The following is a 1319-nucleotide window of genomic DNA, read 5'->3' on the forward strand; positions in this document are numbered from 1 at the left end:
TTAAATAGCAAATGAGATGAAAATACTTTATACTTAAAATCTTAATAATATGGAGGTTAAATAAAAATGAAACATACAACATCTTGGAGACCTAGAGGCATTATACAGTGGATTTTGACCATCCTAACATTAGTAGCATTCCCTATCATTGGCATAATATCGTACTATATTCTGAATCCAAGTGATATGGATAAATTAATGAGTTCACTCGCTTGGGCCACAGCGTTATTTCCAGTGTCTCTATTAATTGTAACACTGTTCATAATAGTTCTTTTAATACTAGCTTTTTGGAAAAAAGCCAAAATTGCACAGGTGATTTTAGTACCATTGTCACTACTATTAATCTTTCTAACTGTACAGCCAATTACTAGTATGTTGAGCTATGCTAACAGTAAAGACGCCACTGTTTCTCTTAGTTCCCACTTTTTCAACAGCCAAACTATATCAACAAAACCCATGGAGAATGTAGTGTATGGAAAAACTACGGATGGTATTGAATTAAAGATGGATGTGTGGCCAGCCAAAGAGACTTCAAAAAACAAATTAAAGCCTGCTGTTGTACTAGTGCACGGAGGAGGATGGGTATCGGGTGATAAAGGGGAAGCTCCACACTGGAAACAATGGCTAAATGACCTAGGATACACCGTTTTTGACGTACAATATCGTATGCCCCCACAAGCAGGATGGAAAGATGAAGTAGCAGATATCAAATCAGCACTAGGATGGGTATTACAGAATGCAGATACCTATCAGATTGATCCGAATAAAATAAATGTAATGGGGGAATCGGCAGGAGGGAATCTCGCTATGTTGGCTGCTTATAGTATGGGGGAAGAACAGTTACCAGCCTCAACTAATGTTCCAGAAGTACATGTTAACTCTGTCATTAACATGTATGGGCCAGCAGATATGACAATGTTTTATAATGATAATCCGAGCACTAATTATGTACACGGTGTTATGGAAGAGTACATTGGAGGCACTGTTTCACAATTTCCCGAACGATATAAATTACTTTCACCGATCAATTATATTCAAGACAACACACCACCGACCATTACATTATTAGGAACAGGTGACCGTATAGTTCCAGTAGAACAAGGTGAAATGTTAGACAAAGAACTGACTGTGAAAAATGTAGCTCATGAATTCTACCTTCTTCCAGACGTTGACCATGGATTCGATATAAACCCAGGTAGTTTGAGTACTCAGTTTGCAAAAGAGAAGGTTACGGCATTTCTTCAAAGATATAATAAATAAACATATAAATTATCCATTTAAAAACAATTAGGCAGACTAAAATTTTTAGTCTGCCTAAT

1 protein-coding gene is annotated in these 1319 nt (G+C 36.7%); it reads left to right on the plus strand.

Annotated elements, in window-relative coordinates:
• Positions 1-468 precede the first annotated feature (468 nt).
• A complete protein-coding gene (locus tag CN326_RS23755; RefSeq protein ID WP_255258205.1) occupies positions 469-1260 on the plus strand; it encodes an alpha/beta hydrolase in 792 nt (263 codons plus the stop codon).
• The last annotated feature ends 59 nt before the right edge of the window (positions 1261-1319 follow it).

The sequence above is a fragment of the Bacillus sp. AFS018417 genome, assembly GCF_002560985.1.
Lineage (GTDB): Bacteria > Bacillota > Bacilli > Bacillales > Bacillaceae_G > Bacillus_A > Bacillus_A rhizoplanae.